General features: G+C 56.5%; 22 protein-coding genes and 1 pseudogene. 5 read left to right on the forward strand and 18 right to left on the reverse strand.

Features of this window, described 5'->3' with window-relative positions; all coding sequences use genetic code 11:
* Nucleotides 1-65: 65 nt before the first annotated feature.
* The 5 genes from HNQ36_RS17400 to HNQ36_RS17420 all read right to left on the reverse strand — a co-directional run bounded on the left by HNQ36_RS17400 (nucleotide 66) and on the right by HNQ36_RS17420 (nucleotide 3,514).
* Nucleotides 66-440, reverse strand: a complete 375-nt coding sequence (locus tag HNQ36_RS17400) for a DUF5681 domain-containing protein (RefSeq protein WP_024921771.1) — start codon at nucleotides 438-440, stop codon at nucleotides 66-68.
* On the reverse strand, nucleotides 433-1,887 hold the full coding sequence (locus tag HNQ36_RS17405; protein ID WP_024921770.1) for a DNA modification methylase: 1,455 nt from the start codon (nucleotides 1,885-1,887) through the stop codon (nucleotides 433-435). The genes HNQ36_RS17400 and HNQ36_RS17405 overlap by 8 nt, the downstream gene beginning before the upstream one ends.
* 10 nt (nucleotides 1,888-1,897) lie before the next feature.
* Entirely contained in the window at nucleotides 1,898-2,386 is a 489-nt protein-coding gene (locus HNQ36_RS17410; RefSeq protein ID WP_024927783.1) for a hypothetical protein, read from the reverse strand.
* A 434-nt stretch (nucleotides 2,387-2,820) separates the two neighbouring features.
* Nucleotides 2,821-3,171, reverse strand: a complete 351-nt coding sequence (locus HNQ36_RS17415) for a helix-turn-helix domain-containing protein (RefSeq protein ID WP_024921768.1) — start codon at nucleotides 3,169-3,171, stop codon at nucleotides 2,821-2,823.
* Nucleotides 3,110-3,514 (reverse strand): type II toxin-antitoxin system RelE/ParE family toxin, encoded by a 405-nt coding sequence (locus HNQ36_RS17420; protein ID WP_024921767.1) that lies wholly within the window; start codon nucleotides 3,512-3,514, stop codon nucleotides 3,110-3,112. The genes HNQ36_RS17415 and HNQ36_RS17420 overlap by 62 nt, the downstream gene beginning before the upstream one ends.
* A gap of 239 nt (nucleotides 3,515-3,753) precedes the next feature.
* Here HNQ36_RS17420 and HNQ36_RS17425 point away from each other — a divergent pair, with 239 nt between their 5' ends.
* The 4 genes from HNQ36_RS17425 to HNQ36_RS17440 all read left to right on the forward strand — a co-directional run bounded on the left by HNQ36_RS17425 (nucleotide 3,754) and on the right by HNQ36_RS17440 (nucleotide 6,667).
* A complete protein-coding gene (locus tag HNQ36_RS17425) occupies nucleotides 3,754-3,984 on the forward strand; it encodes a hypothetical protein (RefSeq protein WP_024921766.1) in 231 nt (76 codons plus the stop codon).
* Between the two features lie 105 nt (nucleotides 3,985-4,089).
* Nucleotides 4,090-4,539 carry a DUF3489 domain-containing protein gene (locus HNQ36_RS17430; RefSeq protein ID WP_081758784.1) on the forward strand — a complete coding sequence of 150 codons (450 nt, stop codon included), beginning with the start codon at nucleotides 4,090-4,092 and terminating at the stop codon, nucleotides 4,537-4,539.
* Entirely contained in the window at nucleotides 4,536-5,045 is a 510-nt protein-coding gene (locus HNQ36_RS17435) for a DUF2924 domain-containing protein (RefSeq protein ID WP_184087185.1), read from the forward strand. Before HNQ36_RS17430 ends, HNQ36_RS17435 begins: the two co-directional genes overlap by 4 nt.
* Complete coding sequence (locus HNQ36_RS17440; RefSeq protein WP_184087187.1) at nucleotides 5,042-6,667, forward strand: recombinase family protein; 1,626 nt, start codon at nucleotides 5,042-5,044, stop codon at nucleotides 6,665-6,667. The genes HNQ36_RS17435 and HNQ36_RS17440 overlap by 4 nt, the downstream gene beginning before the upstream one ends.
* Nucleotides 6,668-7,272: 605 nt before the next feature.
* Here HNQ36_RS17440 and HNQ36_RS17445 read toward each other — a convergent pair.
* From HNQ36_RS17445 to HNQ36_RS17505, 13 genes and pseudogenes are all read right to left on the reverse strand, one after another.
* Nucleotides 7,273-8,532, reverse strand: a pseudogene (locus HNQ36_RS17445) (efflux RND transporter permease subunit); the annotation flags it as partial.
* 265 nt (nucleotides 8,533-8,797) lie between these two features.
* Nucleotides 8,798-10,447 (reverse strand): acyl-CoA synthetase, encoded by a 1,650-nt coding sequence (locus tag HNQ36_RS17450; RefSeq protein ID WP_024577332.1) that lies wholly within the window; start codon nucleotides 10,445-10,447, stop codon nucleotides 8,798-8,800.
* Nucleotides 10,448-10,581: 134 nt separating this feature from the next.
* The gene (locus HNQ36_RS17455) at nucleotides 10,582-12,396 is read right to left on the reverse strand and encodes an AMP-dependent synthetase/ligase (RefSeq protein ID WP_024577333.1); all 1,815 of its coding nucleotides are present in this window, start codon (nucleotides 12,394-12,396) and stop codon (nucleotides 10,582-10,584) included.
* A gap of 19 nt (nucleotides 12,397-12,415) precedes the next feature.
* Complete coding sequence (locus tag HNQ36_RS17460) at nucleotides 12,416-13,228, reverse strand: ABC transporter ATP-binding protein (RefSeq protein WP_024577334.1); 813 nt, start codon at nucleotides 13,226-13,228, stop codon at nucleotides 12,416-12,418.
* 5 nt (nucleotides 13,229-13,233) lie between these two features.
* Nucleotides 13,234-14,412: an ABC transporter substrate-binding protein gene (locus tag HNQ36_RS17465; protein WP_024577335.1), complete on the reverse strand. Its 1,179-nt coding sequence runs from the start codon at nucleotides 14,410-14,412 to the stop codon at nucleotides 13,234-13,236.
* Between the two features lie 17 nt (nucleotides 14,413-14,429).
* Entirely contained in the window at nucleotides 14,430-15,470 is a 1,041-nt protein-coding gene (locus tag HNQ36_RS17470) for a branched-chain amino acid ABC transporter permease (protein WP_006019211.1), read from the reverse strand.
* A complete protein-coding gene (locus tag HNQ36_RS17475; RefSeq protein WP_024577336.1) occupies nucleotides 15,470-16,348 on the reverse strand; it encodes a branched-chain amino acid ABC transporter permease in 879 nt (292 codons plus the stop codon). The genes HNQ36_RS17470 and HNQ36_RS17475 overlap by 1 nt, the downstream gene beginning before the upstream one ends.
* Nucleotides 16,348-17,181, reverse strand: a complete 834-nt coding sequence (locus tag HNQ36_RS17480) for an ABC transporter ATP-binding protein (protein WP_024577337.1) — start codon at nucleotides 17,179-17,181, stop codon at nucleotides 16,348-16,350. Before HNQ36_RS17480 ends, HNQ36_RS17475 begins: the two co-directional genes overlap by 1 nt.
* A 259-nt stretch (nucleotides 17,182-17,440) precedes the next feature.
* Nucleotides 17,441-17,761 (reverse strand): DUF6166 domain-containing protein, encoded by a 321-nt coding sequence (locus HNQ36_RS17485; RefSeq protein ID WP_024577338.1) that lies wholly within the window; start codon nucleotides 17,759-17,761, stop codon nucleotides 17,441-17,443.
* An 82-nt stretch (nucleotides 17,762-17,843) separates the two neighbouring features.
* Nucleotides 17,844-18,605 carry an SDR family NAD(P)-dependent oxidoreductase gene (locus HNQ36_RS17490; RefSeq protein WP_024577339.1) on the reverse strand — a complete coding sequence of 254 codons (762 nt, stop codon included), beginning with the start codon at nucleotides 18,603-18,605 and terminating at the stop codon, nucleotides 17,844-17,846.
* 57 nt (nucleotides 18,606-18,662) lie between these two features.
* The gene (locus HNQ36_RS17495) at nucleotides 18,663-18,848 is read right to left on the reverse strand and encodes a hypothetical protein (RefSeq protein ID WP_006019206.1); all 186 of its coding nucleotides are present in this window, start codon (nucleotides 18,846-18,848) and stop codon (nucleotides 18,663-18,665) included.
* Nucleotides 18,849-18,863: 15 nt separating this feature from the next.
* On the reverse strand, nucleotides 18,864-19,286 hold the full coding sequence (locus HNQ36_RS17500) for a hypothetical protein (protein ID WP_006019205.1): 423 nt from the start codon (nucleotides 19,284-19,286) through the stop codon (nucleotides 18,864-18,866).
* A gap of 47 nt (nucleotides 19,287-19,333) precedes the next feature.
* Nucleotides 19,334-20,122: a sterol desaturase family protein gene (locus tag HNQ36_RS17505; protein WP_024577340.1), complete on the reverse strand. Its 789-nt coding sequence runs from the start codon at nucleotides 20,120-20,122 to the stop codon at nucleotides 19,334-19,336.
* A 226-nt stretch (nucleotides 20,123-20,348) separates the two neighbouring features.
* Between HNQ36_RS17505 and HNQ36_RS17510 the strand changes: the two genes are divergently transcribed.
* On the forward strand, nucleotides 20,349-21,044 hold the full coding sequence (locus HNQ36_RS17510) for a GntR family transcriptional regulator (RefSeq protein ID WP_081710854.1): 696 nt from the start codon (nucleotides 20,349-20,351) through the stop codon (nucleotides 21,042-21,044).
* The last annotated feature ends 144 nt before the right edge of the window (nucleotides 21,045-21,188 follow it).

Here is a 21,188-nt window from a genome sequence, read left to right on the forward strand (position 1 = left end):
GGTTATTTACTCTAAGAAGTGAGTGGCCGGTGCGGATCGGCACCGGCCGAAATGATCCACATCTCCTATTCGGCCAGACGCCGCGCGAGAAAGCGCTCGAGGATCGCTTGGTCATCGGCTGTCAACGCCGGCACCCGCTCTGCCACAGCTTCAGGCTCGAATAGCTTGCCGACCAGCGTCAAGACAACGTTGGCAGCGCGGGCGTCACCCTTCAGTGCTTTGGCGACAAGCGCCTTCAGCATGGCGCGCTGCTTGGAGACCTTGAGGCTGCGCTCGCCTTCCCGAATCCGGATCTTTTCAGAAAGCTCGCTGCGCAGATCCGTCTTCAGATTGACGCTGCCCTTAGGGCGCCCGTTCAGATTACCAGATTGCCCCGGCTTGAAGCGGGTTTTGGCCGGCGGCTTGCGGTAGCCGACCTTCTCTTCCTCCTGCTCAGACATCGCCCGCCTCCGTCGTGTCGGTGCCCGTAGCGGCGGCGTACAGATTCGCACCGACCACGCTGCCGATGGCAGGCTGCTCAGCCGACGCCTCTACAACCGCACCATCTGTCGATGCCGGATCCGCGGTAGCCGCCGAGACAATGCGCTCATAGATCGCATCAAACGTCTCGCCACTAGCGGCGTGAACAGCGTCCTTACCGGTACGCTTTTGCCAGCGGCGGATTGCGGCATCGACATAGCCTGGATCGAGCTCAACGCCGACGCAGACGCGACCGGTTTCTTCCGCCGCGATCAAGGTCGACCCCGATCCCAGAAAGACATCGAGAACGACGTCGCCACGACGGGTCACGTCGCGCAGGGCGTCGGCGATCATCGCGACCGGCTTGACAGTCGGATGAACAGCCAAAAGGTTCATGCGATCCTTACCGAAGGCGTTGACGCCACGGTACTGCCAGACGTTCGAGCGGGTGCGGCCGCCCGCACCAAGACCAAAGTTGTTCTGATGCGGCCCCTCCCCATGCTTGAACACGTAGATCAGCTCGTGCTGGCTGCGGTAGAACGACCCCATGCCGGCGTTGCTTTTGACCCAGACGCAGAGGTTTTTCTGCTCCAGACCGTTCTGGGCGGCGGCTTCGCAAAGCTCACCGCCATGGCGCCAGTCCATAGCGATAAATGCGATAGCGCCATCGACAACGACCGATTTGAATGCAGCCACGGTCGCGCTCAGGAAGGCGACGAATTGCTCGCGCGACATCTCGCCGACGCCCATGGCGAACTCGCGATGACGCGTCTTGCCGAGGCCCGATACAAAGCCGTCGATCTTCACGTTGTAAGGCGGGTCGGTGAACACACAGGCGGCTGTTTTGGTGCCTACAAGGTCACGGATAAAAGCTGCGTCGCGAGCATCGCCACAACCGATCAGGTGCTCACCGAGGCGGAAAACATCGCCAGGCTTTGCAGCCGACGGTCCAGCCGCCGGCGCAAGTTCATCGAGCGCTTCTTCCTCAATGGTGTTGGCGGTCGGCGTATCGATCGACAAAGCCATGTCGATCTCCACCGTTTCGAACCCGCTCAGGTCGAGATCGAAGCCCACGCTGATTAGGTATTCGAACTCGCCGCGCAGCTTTGCGTCGTCCCAGACAGCTTCCTGGGCGACCCGGTTGAGGGCCAAACGGAGGGCGCGCACTTCCGCCTCGGAACGGTTCTCCAGCTGCACCACGGCGATTTCGTCATGGCCAAGGTCGACAAGCGCGTCGAACACGGCATGACCATCGATCAGCGTGCCTGTCGCCGCGTCCAGCGGAAGCGGCACAACTTGGCCAAACTGCCGCAGGATGGCTTTCAGCTTACGACGCTGCGCGGCGCTATGCTGACGCGCAGCGTGGGGCGACGGCTTGATAGCCGTCGCGTTGAGATAAACAATCTCAAGTGAGTTCTTGTTGCTCATACCGCACCCCTTAAATTTTAAGCGGGGTGTGGTCATCTGCGTCCGAAGCCACAGAAGACGAACCGCGGTCCGGCAGCTCACCGATACCGGTAATCATGACCGGCAACAGTTCGCGCACAAGTTCCTCAACATCCAGCTCCGCGCTCCGGTCGAGGGATGCCAACAAAGATGCCAGCGCCGCATTGAAGCCTTCCGCTTGGCGATTGATGACCTCAGCGCAAACAAGCAGGCGGCCGACAGCACGAACAACTGCACGAGACGTTTCCGTGACCTGAAATACCTTCACGAAATCGTAACGCGCGGCCTTCAGCGCAAGATACGAAACCGTGTCGGAAAGAAGCTGATAGTCTGGACCGATGATCAGCGGGCGCGGCTGACCATATTTGCGGATCACTTGCATCGCCCCACGCAGCGCCGCGACGTTCTTGCGACGCAACCGCGAAGGGGAGACTTGAATGCGGGAAAAAGGGACGATCTTCGTATTCAATTTTTGAAGCATAATGGGGCTCCGGATAACGGGGAGCACCGGCAAACGACGCGCATACAGCACAAATGCACGTTCTGGTAGTTATTCGCCTGTGCTGCCCAAGATGATGAGCTGCACTAGGGGAAAAATATTAGGTCCGTAACAGATAGGCCCTGCTCCCCGAGCGTTTGCTAAGTCGGGTACAGTGGAACAGGATGGGCTGTTGGGGAGCAGAACCAGCGGAGTGAAAGCCTGATCCAACGGCTTCCAGCAAAAACCGCCCTATCACACCGGGCACCCGGCCAAGCCAGATATCCAGCCTTCAATCTGCTTAAAGATAGGCGGCCGCTCAGGCCGCTTCCGTTGGTTCCGATTCAAATCAGAACGACGAGGAAGGTTCCCGCGTTGCTTCCTTATATAGAGTCTAAGCGCAGATTTATCGATAGTTCACTGACAAACAGATGTCCTCAGGCCACCTCTAGTTCCAAGCGCGCTTCTTTCTTGGTTTTGGCTTCCGACACCTTAATGCGAACTTTCTCACCTAAAGCGTTCAAATAGGAAAACAGCCGGTCATAGGTATATCCGCTGAACTGCCCTCTCAGGAGCTTTGAGACATCAGGCTGTGCCAGACCAAGACGAGTGGCCGCCTGGGCCTGTGTCAGGCCCTTGGCTCGAATAATATCCCCGATAGCGATCACAAGATCCGCCTTGACCGAATGAGCCTCAGCGTTCGGCAGCCCAATATCAGCAAATACGTTACCGATGCTTTTTACGACCTTTGCTCTTCTTTTCGTCGTCTTCTTTTTTTCTACTAGCATAAGCCTGCTCCGCCATTTTTAGACGCTGCTGGATTTTCTTGATCTCGAATTCTGGCGTCTTGATGCCGCTCTTCGACTTCTTCTGAAACGCGTGAAGAACGTAGATCACGCCTTTCATCTTAACGGTATAGACACCTCGGTAGGTGTTGCCATCGAAGTCTTCAACGATTTCCAGAACACCTGCTCCGCCGAAACCCTTCAGCGGCTTTGCATCGATGTGCTTGCCGCCCTTCTGGGCAGTACGCAACGCAAAACCCATGGCCTCCTTTACCTTCCTTGGGAAGGCAGACAGGTCCTCCTTGGAGGATCCAACCCATTCGACCGGAGTATCGCCGTCACTCATTTGAATATAGTTTTTATACTATAATTGATCAAAGTCAACCGGGCATGACGCCCTGGCACAACTCGCAGGGTCGCAATCATGTCGAAGCCTGCGTGCGCCGTATTCTCCTGACATTGCAGATCCCTCAGCATCACAAGATGCTCCGCGTCCTGCCAATAAAGCCACAAGATTGCTCACAATCCGCTCGACTTCGGCGGCGAACGGAGCGTGTGTGGTGGCACGCAACAAGGAGAACCCTGATGACCGATGCCGCCGCAAATAACGTGGTTGCCACACTCGTAACGGAAGTCCGCGGCAAGCTGGAAGAAGCGTTAAGTATCGCGAAAGCTGCCGAGAGCTGCGCTCGCGATGGCAGCGTGGATCGCGCGGTGCAAATCCTGATGGATTTCGAAGGCTTGGTGCATGAGGCACGGGATCTGTTCAAGGCAGCGCTGACGATCAAGCGCAACCTGTTTGCTGAGACCGCATAATTAGCATCCTTCCCTAACTGGGAGACCTCCCCCGCCCTCGCATTGCGACCGGCGGGTCGGGTCAGTGGCAACACCCGATGTTGCCGTTGCCCCACAGGAGATCCCATGAACATCCGCACCAAAGTCGCTGCCGGCGAAGCAAGTGCAGCGCGCAAGCCCACCGCCAAGGCACGACAACCATCGAAAGTGGTAAAAACAACTCGTTTAGCCAAAGCAGCGCGCTCCCGTGTTCGAGGCGTCGCTGAACAGTCCACCGCACGCTCCGTCGAAACTGCCTCTCAGTCGAAGTCAGCCAAAGGACCTTCTCTCCACCCCGCAGTGGCCAAGCCCGCACGCGACTCTTCAAAGCAAGCCACTGTGCTCACTATGCTGCGCCAGCCAAAAGGCACCACCATTGCCGCCATCATGAAGGCGACCGACTGGCAGCAACACTCGGTACGTGGCTTCTTCGCCGGGGTCGTCCGCAAACGACTGGGTCTGAATCTGGTGTCAGACAAATCCGGCAGCGAACGATCGTACCGGATCGCCGACGGCAGGCCATCCCAGAAGATATGAGCGACATATCCAGGAAGGGTGAAGCGGAACTTGAGGCAGAGATCGAACAGATCCGATCTCTGCCGGTCGATCAGCTTCGGGTGCTGTGGCGGCAGACATTCAAATCGCCGCCGCCGTCTGCATTCGCCAAGGACATGTTGGGACGGATGATCTGCTACCATGTGCAAGAGAAGGCGCTCGGCGGCTTAAGCCGGGCGTCGCAGCGAGTTTTGAACGACATCGGACGGGGTAAATCCGCGGTCGAAACAGCGCAACGACGCTTGAAACCTGGCACCGTTCTGGTTCGAGAATACCAAGGCGAGCGGCATTCAGTGGTCGTGTCACCGGACGGATTCGTCTGGAGGGACGAAACCTATGCCAGTCTCTCGAGCATCGCGCGTCTGATTACCGGCACCAATTGGAATGGCCCAAAATTCTTTGGTCTGAGGTTGAGCATCGACAAATCAGACAACACAGAAACGGTCGCGCTTAGCCGCCCTCGTCGCGGCAAAAGGAGCGCACTATGACGCCTCAATCGCAAAAACGGCAGCGCTGTGCGATCTACACCCGCAAATCCACCGAACATAACCTCGACCTTGAGTTCAACTCACTCGATGCGCAGCGGGAAGCCTGCGAGGCCTATATCAAGAGCCAGGCTCATGAGGGCTGGCGGCTCGTTCCCGATCATTTTGACGATGGCGGGCTCTCGGGCGCATCCCTCAACCGGCCGTCGCTGCAACGATTGCTCGACGACGTGCGGGACGGCAAGATCGACATCATCCTGGTCTATAAGGTCGATCGATTGACGCGCTCGCTTGCCGACTTCGCCAAGCTGGTCGAACTGTTCGATCAGCACGGTGTGTCCTTTGTCTCGATCACCCAGTCGTTCAACACCACAAGCAGCATGGGCCGCCTGACCCTTAATGTGCTGCTATCGTTTGCCCAGTTCGAACGAGAGGTCATTGGCGAACGGGTTCGAGACAAGATCGCGGCATCCAAACGAAAGGGCCTGTGGGTCGGGGGGCCTGTCCCGCTCGGCTATGCCACCGAGGACAAGAAGCTTGTTGTCGTTCCGGCGGAGGCGAAAATCGTACGCCTGATTTTTGCATTGTATCTTGAAGCCGATTCAATCGCGTCTCTTGCTGAAGTCCTCGGACACAAGGGAATCCGGACAAAAATCAGATCCCTTTCGAATGGAGAAAGCCGGGGTGGAGGTCCATTCGGCGTCGGCGCCCTCGCCCATTTGCTGCGTAATCGATTCTACATCGGCGAGATCGACTACCGCGGCGAGATCCACGCCGGAGAGCACGAAGCCATTCTGGATCGCAAGCTTTTCGACAAAGTTCAGGAAAAGCTGACGAAGAACACGGTCGATCGCGCAATGCGCCTCAAAGGTTCACCCGCGCTCCTGATGGGGCGTATCTTTGATGACATCGGCAATCGCATGACGCCGAGCCATTCAAACAAACGCGGCGTGCGATACCGGTATTATGTCTCGCACGCGTTAATCCAGGGACGCAAACGTGATGCGGGCTCCGTCAGCCGCGTTCCCGCAACCGAGATAGAACACCTCGTCCTCCAAGCGGTTCGGCAGAATTTATCCAGCCGCAATCCGGACGCTTCCCCGGATCAGGAAGCGATCATTGCGCAGATCGACAAAATAGTTGTGAGACGGGAGGTGCTTGAGATCAGACTTCTTGAGACCGAACCGACATCAACGAACATCATTCCAGGAACACGGAGAACAAAGGACTCGCCGTCAGCAGGCTCAAATACGATCTCAATCCCCTGGACCGCCAAAATATTCTCTGCGGTGAAAGGGATCGTTCACGCACCGGATCCGACCGGTCCTACATTGACGCCAGACACGCGTGACGCGCTCCTGAATGCGATTGCCAAGGCTCGGCAATGGGTCAGCGACATGACGTTGGGACGTGTGAAATCATTCGCAGACATCGCCACAAAAGAGAAAAAGGTTGAACGTCACATCCGCCTGCTTGCGCCGCTCGCGTTTGTCGCGCCCTCCATTGTGCAATCAATCATCGAAGGGACAGCGCCTGCCAGTCTCACTATCACCGAACTGGCAAAATCGTCCGTGCATTCATGGCGCCAACAACACCACCTGCTAAAGGTGAGTTCAAAACGTTGATGTACAATCTCGAGCACAACACGTTCAGTGAAGTTCGATATTCGACCACGAACGTGACCGCTAGGTCGAACTAAAAACTGGGTTCACTTCCAGCTGCTGCGCGGGCCAATCACCCCTGCAAATTGCTCACTCAGCACTTTGACTGCCGGCTTCGCCCTCAAATCGCTATTTCAAACCCGGTCTCTTCCGAAAACGAACCCGTCTCAGCGATCCAAGGCATCGAAATTCGGATATCAAAAATCGACGCCAGAGATTTATGGGTCAAACAGCCTCCAATGGGAGACCGACGCGGCCGAATCCGTCGCAGAGACCGTTCTGATGCCCGCTAACCCGCTGAAAAATAAAGCGCTCTTAGGCAGAGCCAGTTTCTATCCGAGAGACTGAACTGGCTGGCTGGTGACGCAGTGGTGATCGCACCCGTCTCAGCTTGAATTCCCTGCTAACAGGGAATTTTACAGGGAAATCTGCGATTTCCCTGCTCGAGCAGGCGACTCTTAAAGCTGAAACCGCTGTGCCGCAATGATTTTTGAGAATTCCCTAACCAAACTAACAGGGAATAAATCTTAGAGATCAGGGAATTCTACAGCGGGAACAGCGAATCCCCTCATGCCGCCGATCATCGGCACGGCGATGCGCTGCATGATCTCGGAGCGGGTGCCAGTGCTCCACATGATCGGCAGCAGCCCCGCCATGATGGCCACGACCGTCATCATTTTCGGTCGCACCCGTTCCACCGCGCCTTCCATGACGGCGGTGTAGAGATCGTGTTGGGTCATCTCGCGGCCCTCCGCATCACGCCGCGCTTTGATCTCAGCCAACGCCTGGTTGAGGTAGATCAGCATCACGACCCCGGTTTCGGCGGCGACGCCCGCCAGCGCGATGAAACCGACAACGACCGCCACCGACAAATTGAAGCCCAGCCATCACATGAGCCAGATTCCGCCGACCAGCGCGAATGACAGCGACAACATGACGATCATCGTATCCGTGACCGAGCGGAAGTTAAGGTACAGCAGAAGAAAAATGATCAGCAGCGTTACCGGCACCACCATCTTCAGGCGAGCGGTCGCGCGCTCGAGATATTCGAATTGCCCGCTCCACACCACATAGGATCCCGGCGGGAATTGGATGCTCGCGTTCACCGCCTGCTGGGCATCCGACACGTAGCCGCCAAGGTCGCGGTCGTGGATATCGACATAGATATAGACGGCCAATTGCCCGTTCTCGGTGCGGATCGATGTCGGGCCGCGCGACGGCGCAACCTTGGCGACCTCCCCGAGGGGTACCGCGCCGCCGGCCGGCATCGGCACCAGAACATCGTTGGCGATAGCCTGCGGACTGTCGCGCAAATCGCGCAAGTATCGCATGTTAACGCTAAAGCGTTGCCGTCCCTCCACCGTTGTGGTCACGGTCTGGCCGTCAAGCGCGGTCCCGATCACGTCGTGGACGTCCTGAATCATGATGCCGTAGCGCGCCAAAGCAGCCCGGTCTGGTGTGATATCGAGATAATATCCGCCTATCCGACGCTCGGCGTACGCCGACGATGTCCCAGGCACAGTCTTCAAAACCTGCTCAATCTGCTTGGCCAGCTTGTCGATCTCAGCCAGATCGGTGCCGATCACCTTGACTCCGACCGGCGTTCGGATGCCGGTCGACAGCATGTCGATGCACGCCTTGATCGGCATGGTCCAGGCGTTAGAGACGCCGGGGAATTGCAGCGCGCGATCCATCTCGGCGGTCAGGCTGTCGATGGTCACGCCGGGCCGCCATTCCTCCTTCGGCTTCAGATTGATAATTGTCTCGAACATTTCGGACGGCGCAGGATCGGTGGCGGTCAATGCGCGTCCAGCCTTTCCGTAAACTGACCGGCCCCCACCGAGTGGTCCGATTGGAATGTTAGTTTAGAGATTGCATTTTGACTATCTCCTTTGGTGCTGGCCAGACGTAGGCTTCTGGTGCCGGTGGTCGATATCCAAGCGATGAGTGTGAGTGCGCTGCTCCGATTGCACGCGCCCCCACGAGAGTGAAAGGCGCCAAATAATTTACCTGAGGCAAGGCCGCCGAAAGCCATACCGATAGAAGCAAAACCTGAATTACACCCACCCAAGCTCGCAAATTGCGGCACAGACACTACGCCAAAATCGCCTTCGCCGAATTCACCTGATTGCGCAGGGCGAACTTCTGGATCTTGCCGGTCGATGTCTTCGGGATGAAGCCGAATATCACGGATTTCGGTGATTTGAAGCCCGGCAACACGCCTTTGCAGTAAGCCAGAATTTCAGCTTCCGTGGCGCTCGCGCCGTCCTTCAACTCAACGAACGCGCAGGGCACCTCGCCCCATTTCGGATCAGGCTTGGCGACCACGGCGGCGAACAGCACCGCTGGATGCTTGTAAAGAACGTCCTCGACTTCGACGGACGAGATATTTTCACCGCCTGAAATGATGATGTCCTTGGAACGATCCTTGATGATCACGTAGCCGAACTCATCAAGGACACCGAGATCGCCGGTGTGAAACCACCCGCCTTCGAAGGCTTCTTTGGTCGCCGCCTCGTTCTTCAAATAACCTTTCATGACAATGTTGCCACGGAACATGACCTCGCCGATGGTTTCGCCATCGCGCGGCACCTCGCGCATCGTTTCTGGATCGAGCACCGTGACGGCTTCCTGAAGCGGATAGGGCACGCCCTGCCGGCGCTTCAGCTGGGCGCGCTGATCTGCCGGCAAATCATCCCAGCCGGGCTGTTCGGCGCAAACAGAGGCGGGGCCATAGACCTCTGTGAGACCGTAGACATGGGTCAGCTTGATGCCGATGCTCTCGGCGCCCTCAAGCACGGCTACCGGCGGCGCCGCGCCCGCAATCAGTCCTACGACGGGCTTCGCCGACTTGCCCTTGGGCGCGCCCGGCGCATTGATCAGCGTGTTGTAGACGATCGGCGCGCCGCACATGTGGGTCACGCCGTGGGCCTTGATCAGCTCGAAAATCTTGGCCGGATCGACCTTGCGCAAGCAGACGTTGATCCCGGCCGACGCGGCGATGGTCCACGGAAAGCACCAGCCGTTGCAATGAAACATCGGCAACGTCCAGAGATAGATCGGATGCGTACCGAGATTGCCCGCGAGGATGTTGCTGACGGCGTTGAGATAGGCGCCGCGATAATGCGTGACGACGCCCTTGGGATTGCCCGTTGTTCCGGACGTGTAGCCGAGCGCAATGGCGTCCCATTCGTCCTGCGGCTGATGCCAGGCGAAGTCCGGGTCGCCGGACGCAACTGCCGCCTCGTACTCGAGTTCGCCGATGCGCTTGCCGCCGGTAAATGCCGTGTCGTCGACATCGATCACCAGCGGCCTTGGACCCTTCATCAGACCGAGCGCATCTGAGATCACGCCGGTAAACTCGGGATCGACCAGAATGACCTTTGCGCCGCCATGGTCGAGCTGGAATGCGATGGACGCCGCATCGAGCCGGATATTGAGCGCGTTGAGGACTCCACCGGCCATGGGCACGGCGAAGTGAACCTCATTCATCGCCGGAATGTTCGGCAGCATGGCCGCGACGGTGTCGCCACGCTGGATGCCGCGCGCAGCAAGAAACGACGCGAAGCGCTTGCAGCGCTCATAGGTCTGCGCCCAGGTGAAGCTGCGATCCTCGTAGACCGTGCTAACGTGATCCGGATAGACGGCGGCGCTGCGAGCAAGGAAGCTAAGCGGCGACATCGGCACATAGTTGGCGGCATTCTTGTCCAGACCAGTGCTGTATTGGCCCTGATGGCCGCTCATAGCCTGACTCCCTGATTGTCCGACAGGTCGGACGCCCGAAACGGACGAGACCCGTACTCTATTTGTCTATACACGATGGTTTCGGTGATCATTCACAACGCCGAATGAGCCGAGCTATGGAAGGTTGAGGCCGTTCATGAACCATGTCGGCTATAGAGACCCTCGATCTCTGAAGCGTACTTCTTCTGAACATTGAAGCGACGAACCTTCATTGTCGCTGTGACTTCGTCATCGTCATGATCCAGTTCCTTCGTCAGCAGATGAAACTTCCGGATCTGCGATACTTGCGCAAGCTGCGCATTGGCAGTGTTGATCTCCGACTGGATCAGATCGCGCAAGCTTTCGTTTTCGGTGAGATTCTTGAAATTCGTATAGGCGATGCCTTTTTCCTCGGCCCACTTCCCGGCGAGATCATAGTCGATCTGGATCAGCGCTGAGACATACTTGCGCGCCTCACCAATAACGATGCACTCCTTGATGAACGGGCTGGACTTCACCGTGTTCTCGATTTCCGACGGACTCAGATTCTTTCCGCCCGCCGTAATCATGATATCCTTGAGCCTATCCACGATACGGAAATGGCCATCCTTGAATTCCGCGACATCTCCGGTGTGCAGCCATCCATCGCGGATCGACATGCGGGTCGCTTCTTCGTTGCGATAGTAACCTTCAAACACCGTATCGCCGCGAATGAGCAACTCGTTCGACTGTCCGAGCTTTGTGTCCATCCGATCAATGCCGCTGCCCACGGTCCCCACTCGCCGGTCCGACAGCACCTGCCCCAGCGCGATGCCCGAACTTTCCGTCAAACCGTAGACCTCGATCAGTGGCACGCCGATGGCGCGGAAGAAATGCACGATCGCAGGTGAGATCGGCGCGGCACCGGTCATGGCAATGCGGGTCTTTCGCAGCCCGATGAAGTTCTGCAGCGCGCGGAAGATCAGCCAGTACGACAGCGCAAACTTGAGCTTTTCAGACAACGTTCGGTCGGCCGCGTTCTTCTCCGCAAAGGGCTCGCAAGCAGCATAGGCCCGCTCGAACATCGCGCGCCGGATACTCCCCGCCTCCAGCAGCTTGATATGGATCGACGAATGCAGCTTTTCCCAGATGCGCGGCACACCGAGGAACATGCTCGGCGCAACCTCTCGCAGATCCTCCTGCACGGTCCGAATTGACTCTCCGAAGTTGACCAGCGAGGCCAGATACGTCGGGACCATCACTGTCGTCATCTGCTCGGCGACATGACACAGCGGCAAGTATGACAGAACGCTTGCGGATTGGTCGACAGCCAGCCGATCGGCGCAACCGATCGCCTGCGCCCGAATGTTCTTGTAGCTCAGCATCGCGCCCTTGGGCTTCCCGGTGGAGCCGGACGTGTAGATGATCAGTCCGATCTGCGAGAGTTGTTGCCGATCAACAATTCCATCGACCAAAGCTGCGTGGCCGGCTTCGAAATCGGCCCCCAGCGCTTCGAGCGCATCGAACGACATCACCTGATCGGGCGGATAGTCCCTGATGCCCTTGGTCTCAATGACGATGATCCGCCGCAACTTTGGCAGTTCATCGCGGCGCTCCAGAACCTTGTCGACCTGCTCCTGATCCTCGCAGACGATGACCTCGGATTCGGAATGCGCCAGCACATAAGCAACTTCGTTCGACGGGCTGGTCGGATAAACACCGACCGCGATCCCATCGACGATGTTTGCGCCAAGTTGCGCCAGCACCCATTCGATCCGGTTCTCGGACAGAATGGCGACGTGACCGCCCTCGTTGAGGCCGAGCGCGCGAAAGCCGAGGCCGACATGGCAAGCCCGCTGGTAATAGCGCTGCCAGGTCGAAGGATTCCAGATCCCGAACTCCTTTTGACGGATCGCCACGCGCTCCGGATAGCGGCGCGCGTTCTCGCGCAGCATTTGCGGCAGCGTCAGTTGGGGAAACCTGTCGCTCATTCGATCCTCGTTCACAATCCTAGGACAGCCAGCGCTTGCGGCGCTTGTAGTGTTTGATACCGCGAAAGCCCTTGGTCTCCGCGTTCGCCGCCCCAACGCCGAGATAAAATTCTCGAACGTCCTGATCGCGCAGAAGCTGCGCCGTGGGGCCGTCTGTTACGATCCTTCCCGACTCCATGATGTACCCGTAGGTCGAGACAGCGAAGGCGACGGCCGCATTCTGCTCGACCAAAAGCATCGAGACGCCCTGCTCGCGGTTGATGCGAGCGATGATCGTGAAAATTTCCTCCACCAGTTTCGGCGACAGGCCGAGCGACGGTTCATCGAGCAGCATGAGTTCTGGTTGAGCGATTAGCGCGCGGCCGATGGCCAGCATCTGTTGCTCGCCGCCGGATAGGTAACCGGCGCGCCCGGTTCGCCGCTCGAACAAACGCGGAAAATAAGTGTAGACGAGATCGAAAGGAGTCTTCGCGTCGCTGCGCCCTGACATTGCGTAGGTCGCCGCAGTAAGATTCTCCTCGACCGTCAGGTCTTCGAAAACTCGGCGTCCTTCCATCACATGAAACAGCCCACTCTGCACCAATTGATGCGGGGCGAGACGCGAGACGGCATCGCCCTTAAACAGGATCTCGCCGGTCGTGACGTTGCCGCCTTCCAGTTCAAGAAGATTGGAGACAGCTTTGAGCGTGGTCGATTTGCCAGCTCCGTTGGAGCCAAGCAACGCGACCACCGCTCCCTTGTCGATCTTCAGCGACAGGCCGCGGAGCACCTGGATCGTCTTGTTATAAACGACCTCGATATTATTTACTGAGAGAAGCGCATCCGCGTCCATTATCGTCACTTTGCAATCTTGATCCAGTCGGAGACCGGCTTCATGGTTTTGTTCGCGCCGTCGTACTGATAGACGCGACCGACAGGAATGGTGTTACCAGAGATCGAGATTGGTACGCCGATGATGCCGCCGGTATCGAAGTCCTTGATCGAATTCAACGCGGTCTTCATGTTGGTCGCGGTGAGATCCTTCTTGGCATCTAGTGTACGCTTTGCGGCTTCGACCATCAGCATCGCGGTGAGAAAACCCTGGGTATAGTATATCGTCTGATACTCGGGGCGGAGCTGCCGGATTTTGTCGAGTGTCGGCGACTTTCCTTCCGTGTCGAAATAATAGCGATATGGCATCACACCCATGTAGCCGTCGGCGACCGCAGCAGAATTGGCCCAGATGGAATTGTCCATCGACCAGAACGTGCCCATGAACTTGCTCTTAAGGCCCAGTTGCTTCATCTGCGTCATGAATTCCGGCAACGGCGCAAGAACATAGCCGTGAAAGATCGTGTAGTCGGGATCCGCCCGGCGCAGCTTTAAGACTTCGGTCGACACATCGACGCTGGTCGGCGGTGTTGCTATCTTACCGACAATTTTTAGACCCAATTCCGCCGCCCGCTTCTCTGTCGCCGCAATAGGATCCCGACCGAATTCGGTATCTGAGTTGACGAGAACAATTTTGGCGCCGGGCGTCGTTTTGGCGATATATTCCAAGAGAATACCGATCATTTGTGAATAATCGGGGCCAGGGATGAACTGATACGGAAAATTCTTCGTATCGTTCAACTCAGTCGCGAAAGATGTGCCGGCCATAAGGATATTGTCACGGCGATTGAGTTCGGCGTTGATGGTCTTGGAAAACCCCGTGGAATCGCCATAGTAGAGATTCACCTTCTCGCTGGCGGTGATGCGGTTGAACGCAGCGATGGATTTGTCGACCGCGTATCCAGTGTCTTCCGAAATATATTTAATCTTGCGCCCCCCGATGCCGCCAGCGTCGTTAGCGATCTTCACATAATCCTGAAACCCGACATTGATCGGAATACCTGCGAAGCCGAATGCGCCGGTCAGGGGCATCGATGCGCCGATGACAATATCATCGGCAGCGCGTGCCGACGTTTGGATTCCGAGAGCAAGACAGCCGGCGGCTGCATACGACATCAATTTCCGGCGCGTTGGAAAAATACTCATTATTTTCTCCCTACATACTACTTTTTGAACGGCCATAGATGGAAGAAGCGCCGTATGCGGCGCCAGGTCTCGGCGAGGCCCTGCGGTTCAAACAACAGAAACACAACGATGAGCAAGCCGAAAACGATTGTGCGAATTGGCGACAGCTGTGCTGTCGCGTTCGGAATGAAGGTCATGTATGAAACCAAGAGCTTGAGAAGCTCCGGGATCACGGTCATGAAGATCGCACCAAGGATGCCGCCAAGGATCGTGCCCATGCCGCCGACGATGACGGCGGCGAGGAAGAATATCGAATAGATCAACGGAAAGCTTTCCGGCGTAACCACGCGAAAGAAATAGGCCCACATCCCGCCAGCAATACCGGCGTAAAAGGACGAGAGCGCAAAGGAAAGCAGCTTGTATTTCAGCAGAGGAATTCCCAGCACTTCAGCGGAAATATCGCGGTCGCGGATCGCAATGAAGGCGCGGCCGATACGGGTCCGGAACAGGTTGGCTGCGGCGAACACCGATAGTGCGGTCAGTGGCACGAACAGCCAGTACAACTGGAACGGACGCACGAAATCGTATTCGAACAACCGCGCCGGCGGCATGCTGAGCCCCTGCGTACCTCCAAGGATCGACGGTCCGTTCGTGTATAGGAAATGCAGAATGAATGATGCCGCGATGGTCGCAATAGCCAGGTAAAGGCCTTTTACGCGAAGGCTTGGGACCCCGAAGATCGCGCCGACACCCGCGGCGACTACTCCAGCTGCAATCAAATTGAAGATAAAGGGCGTACCTACATGGATCTCGAGGATCGCGACCGTATAGGCTCCGACCGACATGAAGGCCGCTTGGCCCACGCTTATGAGTCCGGTATAGCCTGTGAGAATGTTGAGACCAGTTGTACCGACGATATGGATTGCGACGAGACACGCAAGATAAATCCAGTACTGGTCAGCCAAGAACGGAAACACCACCAGCCCTGCGAACAGCAACAGCAGCATCACGCGCTGCACATTGGTATCCAAAAACGACTCTGCCTGGGCATAAGTTTCGTGGGCGGCGCTTATACGCATCAGAGTCGCTCGATCTCGATTGTGCCAAACAATCCGTAGGGCCGGATCATCATGGCAATGATAAGAGTAACAAAAGTGACGAAGAGCTTGAATTCGCCGCCAAGATACGTACCGACGAGCGCTTCAATGACACCGATCGCCAGGCCAGCCACAAGCACCCCGGCAATCGAGTCGAGCCCGCCAACAATTACCGCGACGAGAACCGTTAATCCGAACACGCCCATGCTCGGCGAGATACCACCGACCGAGCCAATGAGGATCCCCGATACAGCCGTCGCCATCCCCGCGACAATCCACGAAATCGAGAACACCGCTGGAACGTTGATGCCGCATGAAAACGCTGCCCCCTGATCAGCAGCGGTGGCGCGCAGCGCCACGCCGCCGCGCCATTTGCGAAAGACCAAGAGAAAACCAGCTATGAGCAACGAAGCGACGACGAAGCATACCGCTATCTTCGGCGATACATAAGCATCGCCAATGAACACTGGTTTTGTCGGGAGGAAATTAGGCAGTGTTCTGGGATCTCCACCCCAGACGAGTTCAACAAAGCCAATCAACACCGAGCTCAAACCGACCGTCACCATAAACACCGAGATCGGACTTTCACCAAGCATCGGCCGTATGAGCGCCCGCTCCACCACGCCGCCAAGAACACCGCCACCGATCACGGTCAGTATAATCGCGAGCCACACAGGTAGGACCAGCGCGGTGGTCAGACCGAAGAAGAAATAGGCGCACAGCATCAACATCTCGCCGACAGCGAGATTGATCACCTTCGTCGCTTTGTAGATCAGCACAAAGGCGATGCCTGTCAGGGCAAACAACGCACCTGATCCCAGACCCGACAGAACAACCTCGATGAGAAAGAGCCAGTCCATCATACTGCCTTCTTGCAAGCGATACGCCGCGACAATTCTCCGACATCGCCGGACCCGAGATAGGCCGTGATCACGTCCGGGTTGTTCTGAATCTCCGCGGGTTTTCCGGCCGCGATCACCTGACCGAAATTCAGCACGACAACGTGGTCCGAGATATCCATCACGAGGCCCATGTCATGTTCGACCATCAGGACGGTCACCCCCCACTCCTCCTTCGCGTCGAGGATGAAACGCGCCATATCTTCTGTCTCTTCGCGATTCATGCCCGCCACCGGCTCATCGAGCATCAGCACGCGCGGCTGCATCGCAAGCGCGCGAGCAAGTTCGACGCGCTTGCGCAAGCCATAGGATAGCGACGCGACGGGATGATCGCGGATGTACTCCATCTCGAGGAAATCAAGCACGCGCCGCTCGAGCTCGGAACGCAGTTCAAGCTCCTCATGCCTGGCGCGACCGAAGTACCACAGCGCATCGAACACGTTCGTCTGCATGTGCGCGTGACGGCCGAGCTTGATGTTGTCCAGCACCGTCATGCCGCGAAACAGCGCGATGTTCTGGAACGTGCGTGCCAGGCCCATCTTGGCCCGCGCCGGCGGATGCAGCCGAGTAATGTCTTCGCCGCCGAATTCAATCTTGCCTTCCGAAGGTTTGTAAAAGCCAGATATGCAGTTGAATAGCGATGTCTTGCCGGCGCCATTCGGCCCGATCACCGCCGTGATCGCGCCCGGCGCTACAGAGAAGGCAACATCCGACAGCGCCTTCAGCCCGCCGAACGCAAGCGACAAATGGCTGACGTTCAAGCCTGCAGAGTCTGGCTTAGAAAAATCCGACAATTGATATCCCCCGTTGACCGTCGCGGCGCTTTTCGCGCTCTTGCAGTCATATTTTGAAAGCTTGTCCAATCTTATCGTTTCTGCACTACCGGCGTGCGATCCCGGTATTTTTGCCGCATGTCCATCGAGGTGATTGCGAGCCTGTTCTTATCCACCGTGCCGGTGCTCGACGCCCCAATGCTTCCCTTGCACTGCGATAGGCAGGCGCGAGACGATTTTGCAGCCAAGACGTGAACGACCACCCCAGCTTTCGCACATATCAACGTACCGAAGCATCGGTTGAAATAGGATGCATCTGCAACAATGCAGTTCGAATGTCCTCGCTTGTCATCACCCAGTCGTTGTCGAAATTCGCGACGATCTCTTTCATGAACCTCTCGGTCATCGACAACGCCTTCTGTTGATCGCCGTAATATTCGTTCAGTATTGCCAAAGACAATTGCATTGGCTCATCGCCTTCGTAACTCCATTCAAAGAAGCCGCTGCCATAAGTCCTGATATGGAGAACGTGATCCAGCGGCTGCCCATCGACCGTCACGCGCACTCCGTCAATCGATCTCGTTCCCTTGAAAATACTCATGTCCTTGCCCTTCAAGCCTTTGCACGGGTATCGAGCACAGGCCGCACATACACGCACCTATCGCGACAACCGCTCACAACCGTCATGAAAATGCTCGATATGCCAGAAACCCGCCATCCACCGGAAGTTCGACGCCGTTAATGTACGAAGCTTCATCGGATGACAGGAAAGCGATGGCTTCAGCGACTTCGGGAAAGAGACCAGTGCGCCCTAACGGGACCGACTTCAGAAGCTTTGGACGCAACTCCGGGTCGGCAGATGCAACAGATGTGCGCATCGGCGGCATCCACCCGGGAATAACCGCGTTCGAGCGGATGTTATCCTTCGCGTAGTATCCCGATGCTGACTTCACGAGAAGAAGTATTGCCGCCTTTGCCGCATTGTATCCCATGTGGACGTAATCCGCGCCAACCTTTCCCGCGATGGATGAGACGGCAACGATTGATCCACCGCCAGCCTGGGCAATGGCCGGTGCTGAATGTTTGATGCCAAGGAACGTTCCACGAGCATGGATCGCAAGGAGACGATCAAAATATTCCGTATCCATGACATCCGGAATCATCCCGCTGATCCCCGCATTGCTAACAAGCCCGTCGAGCCTGCCATAGCTGGATACAGCGAAATTCGCCGCACCGATCCAATCCGGTTCATTGCAAACATCGAGATGAAAGACCGACGCAGATCCACCATCAGAAATGATCGACTGAGCAACTCGCGAAGCGTCTTCATCGAGTATGTCGCCGATAACAATGTTAGCTCCTTTGCGCGCCATAAGGCGGGCGGCGCTCTCACCAAGGCCGCTCGCCGCGCCGGAAATAAGAAAAGTCTTGCCCGTCAGCTTCATTAGAAGTTCCTATTTCTCGGTGACGCCGTAACGCGTTTTCTCACTAACGCAACGTTCCTATTTGTTGACCTGACTTTTCGGTTTGACATCGGGAAAGACCCAAATGGCAAAAACCACGAACAGGCCAACCCCCACGGATACCAAAGCCGGTGCAATTAGTCCGATGCGATAGTCGTAAGCTGCGATACCGCAAGCAACAGCGAGAACAAGAATCGAAATCACAGACTTTATTTTGGCCATCATGATCTTATTCCTCGCTCAAATCATCGACAGCGTAGCTACGACAGAAGAGGATCGACAAAGCATCACCAGCGCGACTGCTTGAACGCAGAGCAAGACCGTCAATCCACCGCGGCTGTCGATCCAACGCTCGGGAAACACATCAAGGATGGCCGGCACAAAGAGGAATATCCAACTTGCCATAAGAATGATGCTCGACACGCGAAGGGTAAGCGCAGCAAACAAAGCCGTTCCTGCGAGTAGTAAGAAGAGCAAGAAGATGTTCACGACCACCAGGCCAGTTCCGCTCGGGGTCGAGAGATTGTTTGCTCGCACACCTAAGGGCAGCATGCCGGAAATTGTCAGCCCGCTTAGACAACAGGCTAGCCAAAGAATGGAGAACCATCCCAGCGACACGAGATCCGGCTCCACTGTACGGGCAATCGAAAGCGCAGCTTCCATCAACGTTGCTCCCAACTTGCAATTTACTCAAAGCACGACAGGCAAGCTCACTGGCTCTCCGCCAAGCGCTGCAATTTTAGCGTCGGTGTTTTTGCTGTTTTTCGCAGGCCCGATTTTACGTGCTTCCAGCTATTTCCATTGAAGACGTGCCCGAAGAAGCCGCGATCGAGATCGGACGTGCCGTAAACCCAATCGAAAATCGGAGTTCCGATGCCCATATTGACTTCCATCATGATGGAGTGGTCGTGATGGGCTTTGTGATGCCTGCGCGCGGTGTTGACGATCGGACAGTTGATCAGGAACCAATTGTCTTCGACGTGGCAGCAGAAATGAACAAACTCGTACCACATGTAACTACCAATCACGCTTGCCATGAGAAGCCAACCAACATTCGGCGAGAGCAGCAGACCGCAAATCACCGCGCTAGGCAGAGCCAAGAGAAGCATGGTGGCCATTGTGAACGGCGGGAAGAAAGTGACACGCCAGTCCATGTGGTCAGCAAATCGCATCTCATGGTCAGTGAAGAACTGATGATGCTGCAGAGTATGGCGCTTGTAGAGTTCACGAAGCGCCCCATTCTGCGCAGGCCGATGAAGCCATACACGGTGGGCCCAATATTCTCCGAACTGGTACGCCAGGAAAACAACAGGAATGGCGCCCCACTCCCACCACGCAACGTCACGCAAATTCGCCGCGCAGACGTAAACAACGGCGAGGCCGGAGACAAAAATCACCGCGACGTGAAGCCAGCCGTTGTACCAAGTTGCGATTTGATGACGATAGGTCGCACGGAACGCGCGTTGCCTATCGGACATGGCTGATTTCTGCAGTTCCATGACCCTTCCTCTCTTTTAGCCGACAATTCAGGATCATAACCCCATTTGCCGACGTCTGAAATTTCAGTTGTCGGCAACATAATCCCGGGGCCTGCCGCTTGTCAAGTCTGTTGCAGTGGCCATCTCCACCGCTCAAGCTGAGAGGTCATTTGCGTCGTTGCGATCGGACAAATGTCAGCTATGTGTAATCATATTGATCCGTCCAAATCGAGAGAGCCCCGGTCTGATGCTTCGCAAACATCATGTTCAAAAACGACAAAAGCCGTTCGCAGCCGACGAAGATGATCCAAACATCAGTTTGGCCGACCACGCCTATCGCGCTTTGGAGGAGATGATCGTTACTCTGCGATTGCAGCCGGGAGCCGCACTCTCCGAACAAACTCTTGCCAGCCAGTTGGGCATGGGCAGAACACCGATACGTGAAGCCTTGCGCCGTCTGGAACGCGAAGGTTTGGTTCTCATTCTTCCACGAAGGGGGGTTCTGGTCAGCGAATTGAACGTTCACAAGCAGCTTAGTCTTCTGGAAATGAGACGGGAGACTGAACGTTTGCTTGCTCGACTGTCCGCCGAACGCGCCAGTCCAGAACAGAGGAAGGAATTCGCTCACATCGGCTCGAATCTGCGCCAGCTTACCGAGGATACCGATGAAACATTATTTAGTCGCTGGGACAATCGGCTGACCGAGCTGGAATATGAGGCTTCCCAAAATGAGTTTGCTGCTAAATCCATGGCGTTACTGCACGGCCTGTCGAGGCGATTTTGGATAAAATACCATAGAAGACATGCAAGCTTGGTTGATACTGCTGTGCTGCACGCGAATTTGGCTGAACAAATTTGCAGAGGAAATGCGAAATCAGCAGCGGCAGCATCAGATAAGTTGCTGGATTACATTGAGGATTTTACCAGAAACACTATCGTGTAACTTCGTGCGATTTCTGATGCCAGCGCTAGAACGGAAGCGCGTACCAAATCGGACTGACTGACGAACAGGTCCTGAAGCTGCTCAACGGCCCGTCGCGTACTCTGAAGTTCCGTCATCTACTTCGGACCAGCCCCAGCAATTCGA

The organism is Afipia massiliensis (genome assembly GCF_014203115.1).
Classification (GTDB): domain Bacteria; phylum Pseudomonadota; class Alphaproteobacteria; order Rhizobiales; family Xanthobacteraceae; genus Afipia; species Afipia massiliensis.

Excerpts from the sequence above, each read along its gene's own strand:
- HNQ36_RS17490 (WP_024577339.1), bottom strand. The coding sequence starts at position 18,605 with ATGAAGCTGACGGGCAAGACTTTTCTTATTTCCGGCGCGGCGAGCGGC.
- HNQ36_RS17460 (WP_024577334.1), bottom strand. The coding sequence starts at position 13,228 with ATGGACGCGGATGCGCTTCTCTCAGTAAATAATATCGAGGTCGTTTAT.
- HNQ36_RS17470 (WP_006019211.1), bottom strand. The coding sequence starts at position 15,470 with ATGCGTATAAGCGCCGCCCACGAAACTTATGCCCAGGCAGAGTCGTTT.
- HNQ36_RS17505 (WP_024577340.1), bottom strand. The coding sequence starts at position 20,122 with ATGGAACTGCAGAAATCAGCCATGTCCGATAGGCAACGCGCGTTCCGT.
- HNQ36_RS17420 (WP_024921767.1), bottom strand. The coding sequence starts at position 3,514 with ATGAGTGACGGCGATACTCCGGTCGAATGGGTTGGATCCTCCAAGGAG.
- HNQ36_RS17415 (WP_024921768.1), bottom strand. The coding sequence starts at position 3,171 with ATGCTAGTAGAAAAAAAGAAGACGACGAAAAGAAGAGCAAAGGTCGTA.
- HNQ36_RS17510 (WP_081710854.1), top strand. The coding sequence starts at position 20,349 with ATGCTTCGCAAACATCATGTTCAAAAACGACAAAAGCCGTTCGCAGCC.
- HNQ36_RS17500 (WP_006019205.1), bottom strand. The coding sequence starts at position 19,286 with ATGGAAGCTGCGCTTTCGATTGCCCGTACAGTGGAGCCGGATCTCGTG.
- HNQ36_RS17495 (WP_006019206.1), bottom strand. The coding sequence starts at position 18,848 with ATGATGGCCAAAATAAAGTCTGTGATTTCGATTCTTGTTCTCGCTGTT.
- HNQ36_RS17440 (WP_184087187.1), top strand. The coding sequence starts at position 5,042 with ATGACGCCTCAATCGCAAAAACGGCAGCGCTGTGCGATCTACACCCGC.
- HNQ36_RS17430 (WP_081758784.1), top strand. The coding sequence starts at position 4,090 with ATGAACATCCGCACCAAAGTCGCTGCCGGCGAAGCAAGTGCAGCGCGC.
- HNQ36_RS17450 (WP_024577332.1), bottom strand. The coding sequence starts at position 10,447 with ATGAGCGGCCATCAGGGCCAATACAGCACTGGTCTGGACAAGAATGCC.
- HNQ36_RS17410 (WP_024927783.1), bottom strand. The coding sequence starts at position 2,386 with ATGCTTCAAAAATTGAATACGAAGATCGTCCCTTTTTCCCGCATTCAA.
- HNQ36_RS17485 (WP_024577338.1), bottom strand. The coding sequence starts at position 17,761 with ATGAGTATTTTCAAGGGAACGAGATCGATTGACGGAGTGCGCGTGACG.
- HNQ36_RS17475 (WP_024577336.1), bottom strand. The coding sequence starts at position 16,348 with ATGGACTGGCTCTTTCTCATCGAGGTTGTTCTGTCGGGTCTGGGATCA.
- HNQ36_RS17465 (WP_024577335.1), bottom strand. The coding sequence starts at position 14,412 with ATGAGTATTTTTCCAACGCGCCGGAAATTGATGTCGTATGCAGCCGCC.
- HNQ36_RS17405 (WP_024921770.1), bottom strand. The coding sequence starts at position 1,887 with ATGAGCAACAAGAACTCACTTGAGATTGTTTATCTCAACGCGACGGCT.
- HNQ36_RS17435 (WP_184087185.1), top strand. The coding sequence starts at position 4,536 with ATGAGCGACATATCCAGGAAGGGTGAAGCGGAACTTGAGGCAGAGATC.
- HNQ36_RS17455 (WP_024577333.1), bottom strand. The coding sequence starts at position 12,396 with ATGAGCGACAGGTTTCCCCAACTGACGCTGCCGCAAATGCTGCGCGAG.
- HNQ36_RS17400 (WP_024921771.1), bottom strand. The coding sequence starts at position 440 with ATGTCTGAGCAGGAGGAAGAGAAGGTCGGCTACCGCAAGCCGCCGGCC.
- HNQ36_RS17425 (WP_024921766.1), top strand. The coding sequence starts at position 3,754 with ATGACCGATGCCGCCGCAAATAACGTGGTTGCCACACTCGTAACGGAA.